The sequence below is a fragment of the Pseudomonas sp. genome (assembly GCF_030147005.1).
In the GTDB taxonomy this organism is placed as follows: Bacteria; Pseudomonadota; Gammaproteobacteria; order Pseudomonadales; family Pseudomonadaceae; genus Aquipseudomonas.
This window is the reverse complement of the sequence record NZ_JASLAW010000043.1, coordinates 1-7671: the sequence shown is the minus strand read 5'-3', so window position 1 is coordinate 7671 and position 7671 is coordinate 1. Positions and strand designations below refer to the sequence as shown.

The window sequence follows — 7671 nt, the reverse complement described above, 5'->3', positions numbered from 1 at the left end:
GACCTGTGGCGAGGGAGCTTGCTCCCGTTGGGGCGCGAAGCGGCCCCAAAAATGGGACTGCTACGCAGTCCAGCGGGAGCAAGCTCCCTCGCCACAGGGACCGGTTCTGTCTTAACTGACTGGCATTAGGGCAAGCCCGCTCTCACATTTACCCCGCGCAGGGCTCAAGGGGAGGGCTCACGGCGCGAAAACCAATAAATAACAGACGCCATCGCTCAGCTATACTCCCCTCCATTTGAATGGCCCTGCGAGGAATTACTGTGAAGAACTGGACCCTGCGCCAACGGATTTTGGCGAGCTTTGCGGTAATTATTGCGATCATGCTGCTGATGGTCGTGCTCTCGTATTCGCGGTTGCTGAAAATCGAAACCAGCGCAAATCTGGTCCGGGACGACGCCGTGCCTGGCGTGTTTTTCAGTTCGATGATTCGCAGCGCGTGGGTCGACAGCTACCTGCAAACCCAGGAGTTGGTCGGGATCCACAAGAACCAGGGCATTTCCGAGGAAGACAAGCAGGACTACAAATCTTTCGAGGCGCGCCTTGAGAAGTACATGGTCGATTACACGAAAACGATCAATTTCACTCAGGACCGCAGCGACTTCGATGCCTTCGAAAAACTTCACCAGCGCTACAATCAGGTGCTCAGCCAGGTGCTTGAGGCGCAGCAGAGCAACAACAGCGCCGAGGCACTCAGGTTGTTCAGCGAGCAACTGACACCCACCTGGGTCGCAGGCCGCGCGAAACTCAATGACATCATCAGCGAAAACAAGCAGGTCTCCGATGACGCCACCGCCGCCATCGATAATGCGGTCGGGGCCGCGAAAGTCAGCATGGGCGTCTCGCTGCTGCTGGCGATTCTTGCCGCTGCGCTGTGTGGCCTGCTGCTGATGCGCGCCATCACGGCGCCGATGAAGCGCATCATCGATATCCTCGAAACCATGCGCACCGGCGATCTGAGCAAGCGCCTGAACCTGGAGCGCAAAGACGAATTCAACGCCGTCGAAACCGGCTTCAACGACATGATGACCGAGCTGACGGCGCTGGTTTCCCAGGCGCAGCGCTCGTCGGTGCAGGTCACTACGTCGGTGACCGAGATTGCCGCCACGTCCAGGCAGCAACAGGCCACCGCCACCGAAACCGCAGCCACCACTACCGAAATCGGCGCCACTTCCCGCGAAATCGCCGCCACCTCCAAGGACCTGGTTCGCACCATGACCGAGGTGTCCACCGCCGCCGACCAAGCCTCGGTCGCAGCCGGTTCCGGTCAGCAGGGCCTGGCCCGCATGGAAGAAACCATGCACTCGGTCATGGGCGCCGCCGACCTGGTCAACGCGAAGCTGGCGATCCTCAATGAGAAGGCCGGCAACATCAACCAGGTGGTGGTGACCATCGTCAAAGTGGCTGACCAGACCAACCTGCTGTCGCTCAACGCGGCCATCGAGGCCGAGAAAGCCGGTGAATACGGGCGCGGCTTTGCCGTTGTCGCCACCGAAGTTCGCCGCTTGGCCGACCAGACCGCCGTCGCGACTTACGACATTGAGCAGATGGTGCGTGAAATCCAGTCAGCGGTGTCGGCAGGCGTGATGGGCATGGACAAGTTCTCCGAGGAAGTGCGCCGAGGCATGTTTGAAGTGCAGCAAGTGGGGGAGCAACTGTCGCAAATCATCCATCAGGTGCAGGCCCTTGCACCGCGTGTGTTGATGGTCAACGAAGGCATGCAGGCCCAGGCCACCGGTGCCGAGCAGATCAACCACGCGCTGGTGCAACTGGGTGATGCCAGCAGCCAGACCGTCGAGTCCCTGCGCCAGGCCAGCTTTGCCATCGATGAACTGAGCCAGGTTGCGGTTGGTCTGCGCAGCGGCGTGTCGCGTTTCAAAATCTGATGAGCGACCTTGCGGCTAAACGCGGCGCCGTCCCGGCAGCGAAAAAGGCGTTGTTTCTGGTGTTCAACATCGGCAGTGAACGCTTTGCCCTCAAGGCGACGGAAGTGGTCGAAGTGCTGCCGCGCCTGCCGCTCAAACCCATCGCCCATGCACCGGCGTGGGTGGCGGGTATCTTTGCCCATCGTGGCGCGCTGGTGCCGGTCATCGACCTGAGCGCGTTGACGTTCGGAGCCGCGGCCCAAGCCCGTACCAGCACGCGGCTGGTGCTGGTCAGTTATCAGCCGCAGCCGTGGAGCGAAGCGCGTTGGCTGGGGCTGATTCTGGAGCAGGCCACCGACACCCTGCGCTGCGACCCCGCCGAGTTCCAGCCCTATGGCGTGGATAACCGCCAGGCGCCGTACCTGGGGCCGGTGCGAGAAGATGCGCTGGGCTTGATGCAATGCATTGGCGTGGCCGAGCTGTTGAGCGAAGACGTGCGCGCCTTGCTGTTCTCCAACGAGTTGAGCCTATGAGCAGTGATCCGCGCTTCTCGGCCTTCCTGAAGGAACGCATCGGCCTGGACGTCGCCTCGGTGGGCGAGGCGATCATCGACCGCGCGGTGCGCCAGCGTTGCCAGGTGTCCCAGGCGCAGACAGCGGATGCGTACTGGCAGCTCCTGCGCGCCTCCCATGATGAGCAGCAAGCGTTGATTGAAGCGGTGATCGTTCCCGAAACCTGGTTTTTCCGCTATCCCGAGTCCTTTGCAACCCTGGCCCGCCTGGCCCAAGCGCGTTTGGACGAAATCAAACAAATGCGTGCCTTGCGCATTCTCAGCCTGCCCTGTTCCACCGGCGAAGAACCCTATTCGATTGCCATGTCGTTGCTTGACGCAGGCTTGGCGCCGCACCAATTCAAAGTGCAAGGGATAGACGTCAGCCCGCTGTCCGTGGAGCGTGCCCGTCGCGGTGTGTACGGCAAGAACTCCTTTCGCGGTGCCGATCTTGAATTTCGCGGCCGTTACTTCACTGAAGACGGCGGCGCTTACCGCATCGCCGACCGGGTTCGCGAACAAGTGCGCCTGCAAGTCGGCAACCTGCTCGACCCGGCCCTGTTGGCCAACGAGCCTGCCTACGATTTTGTGTTCTGCCGCAACCTGCTGATCTACTTCGACCAGCCCACCCAGAAGCAGGTCTTTGATGTGCTCAAGGAGCTGACCCATGTGGACGGCGTGCTGTTTATCGGCCCGGCCGAAGGCAGCCTGCTGGGGCGCCATGGCATGCGTTCGATTGGCGTGCCGCAGTCTTTTGCGTTCAGTCGGCATGTGGAGCCGGCCGCGCCCGCCCCGGCGTTTGTACCGATGTCGGCGCTCACACCGTCGCGCAGCCCGGCGCCAATAGCCCTCAAGCCGCGCCCGTTCAGTACGGCCGGTACCCAGGCGGCTCAGGTGAAAGCGACGCCCACCCAGGCCGGCGAGCTGCTCAACCAGATCGCCACCTTGGCCAATGAAGGTAAAAGTGCCGAGGCCCGTGCTGCATGCGAGCGCTATTTGAGCAGCCATCCACCGGTCGCCCAAGTGTTCTACTGGCTGGGCTTGCTCAGCGATGTAGCCGGCAGCGTCCTGGAGGCCCAGGGGTATTACCGCAAAGCCTTGTACCTGGAACCGCAGCATCCGCAGGCCTTGATGCACCTGGCCGCGCTGCTCGAGTCCCAGGGCGACAGTGCGGGAGCGCGCCGTTTGCAGGCGCGCGCCGTGCGTAGCGAGCGAGCTGACAGTGAGTCCAAACGATGAGTAGCCCTGACGCGCTCGACACCGCAGGCCTGGGCCTGACCCTGGCCGAGACCCAAGCCATTGATGACTGCTGGAACCGCATCGGCATTCATGGCGACAAATCCTGCCCGTTGCTGGCGGACCACATTCATTGCCGCAACTGCTCGGTGTATTCCGCCGCCGCCACGCGCCTGCTCGACCGCTATGCGCTGCAGCAGGACGATCGTCGTGTGCAGGCGGCCGGCGAGCTCGATAATCAGACGGCCACCCGCTCGTTGCTGATGTTCCGCCTCGGCGAAGAATGGCTGGGCATCGCCACCCGTTGCCTGGTGGAAGTGGCGCCATTGCAACCGATCCACTCCTTGCCTCACCAGCGCTCCCGGGCGTTGCTGGGCGTGGCCAACGTGCGCGGGGCGTTGGTGGCCTGCCTGTCGCTGGTGGAGTTGCTCGGCCTGGACAGCACCGGTACCGGCGCCACCGGCGGGCGTATCATGCCGCGCATGTTGATTATTGCGGCGCAGGACGGCCCGGTGGTGGTGCCGGTGGACGAGGTGGATGGCATCCATGCCATCGATGAGCGCACGTTGAACGCCGCGTCGGCCTCCGGTACCCAGGCCAGCGCGCGCTTCACCCAGGGTGTATTACAGTGGAAAGGCCGCAGCCTGCGCTGGCTGGACGAGGCCCAATTGCTGTCCGCCGTGACCCGGAGCCTCGCATGACCCCCGAGCAGATGCGCGATGCCTCGCTATTGGAATTGTTCAGCCTGGAAGCCGATGCGCAAACCCAGGTACTGAGCGCAGGCCTGCTGGCCCTGGAGCGTAACCCGACCCAGGCCGACCAGCTCGAGGCCTGCATGCGCGCCGCGCACTCGCTCAAGGGCGCGGCGCGGATTGTCGGCGTCGATGCTGGCGTCAGCGTGGCTCATGTGATGGAAGATTGCCTGGTCAGCGCCCAGGAAGGCCGGTTGTACCTGCAACCCGAACATATCGACGCGTTGCTGCAGGGCACCGATTTGCTGATGCGTATCGCCACTCCGGGCAATGACGTCAGAGCGGCGGATATCCAAGCCTATGTGGCGCTGATGGAGCGCTTGCTGGACCCGGCGCAATCCACCGCCATGGTCGCGCCGCCATCCGATCCCGTGCCCACGCCGGCTCCCGCGCCGGTGATCGAAGCGCCGCCGCGGGAACTTGAACCGGTAGCTGGCGCCATGAGCGAGCCGCCGCGCCAGAGCAAACGCATGACCGAAGGCGGCGAGCGCGTGCTGCGGGTCACGGCCGAGCGCTTGAACAGCCTGCTGGACCTGTCCAGCAAGTCGCTGGTGGAAACCCAGCGACTCAAGCCTTACCTGGCCAGCATGCAGCGCCTCAAACGCATTCAAAGCAACAGCCTGCGCGCCTTGGAGACTCTGGAGGGCCACCTCAAGGTCGTCGATTTGAACCACGAGGCCCAGGAAGCCCTGGCCGATACTCGGCGCTTGTTGAGCGAAGCCCAGGCGCTGCTGGCGGAAAAAAATGCCGAGCTGGACGAGTACGGCTGGCAGGCCGGCCAACGCGCCCAGGTGCTTTATGACACCGCGTTGGCTTGTCGCATGCGCCCGTTTGCCGATGTGCTGGCCGGGCAGGTGCGCATGGTGCGCGACCTCGGTCGCAGCCTGGGCAAGCAAGTGCGCCTGGAGATCGAAGGGGAAAAGACCCAGGTCGACCGCGACGTACTGGAAAAGCTCGAAGCGCCGCTCACACATTTATTACGCAACGCCGTCGACCACGGCATCGAAATGCCCGAGCAGCGGCTGCTGGCGGGTAAGTCGACGGAAGGCCTGATTCGCCTGCGCGCGTCGCATCAAGCCGGGCTGCTGGTGCTGGAATTGAGCGATGACGGTGGCGGCGTCGATCTTGAGCGCCTGCGCGGCACCATTGTCGACCGACACCTGTCCCCGGTGGACACCGCGCTGCGCTTGAGCGAGGAGGAACTGCTGACGTTCCTGTTCCTGCCGGGTTTCAGCTTGCGCGACAAAGTGACCGAAGTGTCCGGTCGCGGCGTGGGCCTGGACGCGGTACAGCATATGGTGCGTCAACTGCGCGGCGCGGTGGTGCTGGAGCAGACGGCGGGGCAGGGCAGTCGCTTTCATCTGGAAGTGCCGTTGACCTTGTCAGTGGTGCGCAGTCTGGTGGTGGAAGTCGGCGAAGAGGCATATGCCTTCCCGTTGGCGCACATCGAACGCATGTGCGACTTGGCGCCCGAGGACATTGTGCAACTGGAAGGCCGCCAGCATTTCTGGCACGAGGGCCGGCATGTCGGCCTGGTCGCCGCCAGTCAGCTGTTGCAGCGCCCGCCGGGGCAAACCCCTTCGGATACGTTGAAAGTGGTGGTGATCCGCGAGCGCGATGCGGTGTATGGGATTGCCGTGGAACGCTTTATCGGCGAGCGCACCCTGGTGGTGTTGCCGCTGGATGATCGCCTGGGCAAGGTCCAGGACATTTCCGCCGGGGCATTGCTCGACGATGGCTCGGTGGTATTGATCGTCGACGTGGAAGATATGCTGCGTTCGGTGGACAAGCTGCTCAACACCGGCCGCCTGGAACGCATCGCCCGGCATAGCCGGGAGGCCACCGAAGCACCGAGCAAGCGGGTGCTGGTGGTGGACGACTCGCTGACCGTGCGCGAGCTGCAACGCAAGTTATTGCTCAATCGCGGTTATGAAGTGGCCGTCGCGGTCGATGGAATGGATGGCTGGAACGCATTGCGTTCCGAGGATTTCGACCTGCTTATCACAGACATTGATATGCCCCGCATGGACGGTATTGAATTGGTCACACTCTTGCGCCGTGACAGTCGCCTGCAATCGTTGCCGGTGATGGTGGTTTCCTACAAAGATCGTGAAGAAGACCGACGCCGCGGCCTCGACGCCGGCGCCGACTATTATTTAGCCAAAGCCAGCTTCCACGACGATGCCTTGCTCGACGCCGTGGCTGAACTGATCGGAGGCGCCCGGGCATGAGGATTGCGATCGTCAATGACATGCCATTGGCCGTCGAGGCTTTGCGTCGCGCCTTGAGTTTCGAACCTGCCCATGAACTGGTGTGGGTGGCCAGCAATGGCCTGGAAGCGGTGCAGCGTTGCGCTGAGGTGACTCCGGACCTGATCCTGATGGACCTGATCATGCCGGTGATGGACGGCGTGGAAGCCACGCGCCGGATCATGGCCGACACGCCATGTCCGATTGTGATTGTCACCGTGGACCGCCAGGCCAATGTCAGCCGTGTCTTTGAAGCCATGGGGCACGGCGCGTTGGATGTGGTGGACACGCCGGCGCTGGGCGTGGGCAATCCCAGGGATGCGGCGGCGCCGTTGTTGCGCAAGATCCTCAATATCGGCTGGCTGGTCGGCCAGCGTGGCAGCCGCGTGCGCGCTGAAACCGCGCCGCAGCGCAGTATCGGCCATCGGCAAAGCTTGGTGGCTATTGGCTCGTCGGCGGGCGGCCCGGCGGCCCTCGAAGCGCTGCTCAAAGGTTTGCCTCGTGACTTTCCCGCCGCCATTGTGCTGGTCCAGCATGTGGACCAGGTGTTCGCCGCCGGTATGGCCGAGTGGTTGAGCAGTGCTTCCGGCCTGCCGGTGCGCCTGGCCCGTGAAGGGGAGCCGCCGCAAAACGGCGTGGTATTGCTGGCCGGCACCAACCACCATATTCGCTTGTTGAAAAATGGCACGCTAGCCTATACCGCAGAGCCGGTGAACGAGATCTACCGGCCCTCCATCGATGTGTTTTTCGAAAGTGTCGCCAGCCATTGGAACGGCGACGCCGTCGGCGTGCTGCTGACCGGCATGGGGCGCGATGGCGCCCAGGGCCTCAAATTGATGCGGGAACAAGGATATTTGACCATCGCTCAGGACCAGCACAGTTCCGCAGTGTATGGCATGCCCAAAGCGGCGGCGGCGATTGACGCCGCCGTTGAAATTCGCCCACTGGATAGAATTGCACCGCGATTGCTGGAGGTCTTTGCAACATGATCGAAAATCTCCGTCGTGCTGGCTTGCAGGTAG

6 protein-coding genes are annotated in these 7671 nt (G+C 63.0%); all 6 read left to right on the top strand.

Annotation, left to right across the window (positions count from 1 at the left end; genetic code table 11):
- The first annotated feature begins 260 nt into the window (after nucleotides 1-260).
- The 6 genes from Q1V60_RS03630 to Q1V60_RS03605 are packed head-to-tail and all read left to right on the top strand — an operon-like array spanning nucleotide 261 to nucleotide 7638.
- On the top strand, nucleotides 261-1883 hold the full coding sequence (locus Q1V60_RS03630; RefSeq protein ID WP_300627500.1) for a methyl-accepting chemotaxis protein: 1623 nt from the start codon (nucleotides 261-263) through the stop codon (nucleotides 1881-1883).
- Nucleotides 1883-2395 carry a chemotaxis protein CheW gene (locus tag Q1V60_RS03625; RefSeq protein WP_300627499.1) on the top strand — a complete coding sequence of 171 codons (513 nt, stop codon included), beginning with the start codon at nucleotides 1883-1885 and terminating at the stop codon, nucleotides 2393-2395. Before Q1V60_RS03630 ends, Q1V60_RS03625 begins: the two co-directional genes overlap by 1 nt.
- On the top strand, nucleotides 2392-3651 hold the full coding sequence (locus Q1V60_RS03620; protein WP_300627497.1) for a CheR family methyltransferase: 1260 nt from the start codon (nucleotides 2392-2394) through the stop codon (nucleotides 3649-3651). Before Q1V60_RS03625 ends, Q1V60_RS03620 begins: the two co-directional genes overlap by 4 nt.
- Nucleotides 3648-4349 carry a chemotaxis protein CheW gene (locus tag Q1V60_RS03615; RefSeq protein ID WP_300627496.1) on the top strand — a complete coding sequence of 234 codons (702 nt, stop codon included), beginning with the start codon at nucleotides 3648-3650 and terminating at the stop codon, nucleotides 4347-4349. Before Q1V60_RS03620 ends, Q1V60_RS03615 begins: the two co-directional genes overlap by 4 nt.
- Nucleotides 4346-6631 carry a hybrid sensor histidine kinase/response regulator gene (locus tag Q1V60_RS03610; protein WP_300627494.1) on the top strand — a complete coding sequence of 762 codons (2286 nt, stop codon included), beginning with the start codon at nucleotides 4346-4348 and terminating at the stop codon, nucleotides 6629-6631. Before Q1V60_RS03615 ends, Q1V60_RS03610 begins: the two co-directional genes overlap by 4 nt.
- Nucleotides 6628-7638, top strand: a complete 1011-nt coding sequence (locus Q1V60_RS03605) for a chemotaxis response regulator protein-glutamate methylesterase (protein WP_300627492.1) — start codon at nucleotides 6628-6630, stop codon at nucleotides 7636-7638. Before Q1V60_RS03610 ends, Q1V60_RS03605 begins: the two co-directional genes overlap by 4 nt.
- Nucleotides 7639-7671: the final 33 nt, after the last annotated feature.

Excerpts from the sequence above, each read along its gene's own strand:
- Q1V60_RS03625 (WP_300627499.1), top strand. The coding sequence starts at position 1,883 with ATGAGCGACCTTGCGGCTAAACGCGGCGCCGTCCCGGCAGCGAAAAAG.
- Q1V60_RS03620 (WP_300627497.1), top strand. The coding sequence starts at position 2,392 with ATGAGCAGTGATCCGCGCTTCTCGGCCTTCCTGAAGGAACGCATCGGC.
- Q1V60_RS03615 (WP_300627496.1), top strand. The coding sequence starts at position 3,648 with ATGAGTAGCCCTGACGCGCTCGACACCGCAGGCCTGGGCCTGACCCTG.
- Q1V60_RS03610 (WP_300627494.1), top strand. The coding sequence starts at position 4,346 with ATGACCCCCGAGCAGATGCGCGATGCCTCGCTATTGGAATTGTTCAGC.
- Q1V60_RS03605 (WP_300627492.1), top strand. The coding sequence starts at position 6,628 with ATGAGGATTGCGATCGTCAATGACATGCCATTGGCCGTCGAGGCTTTG.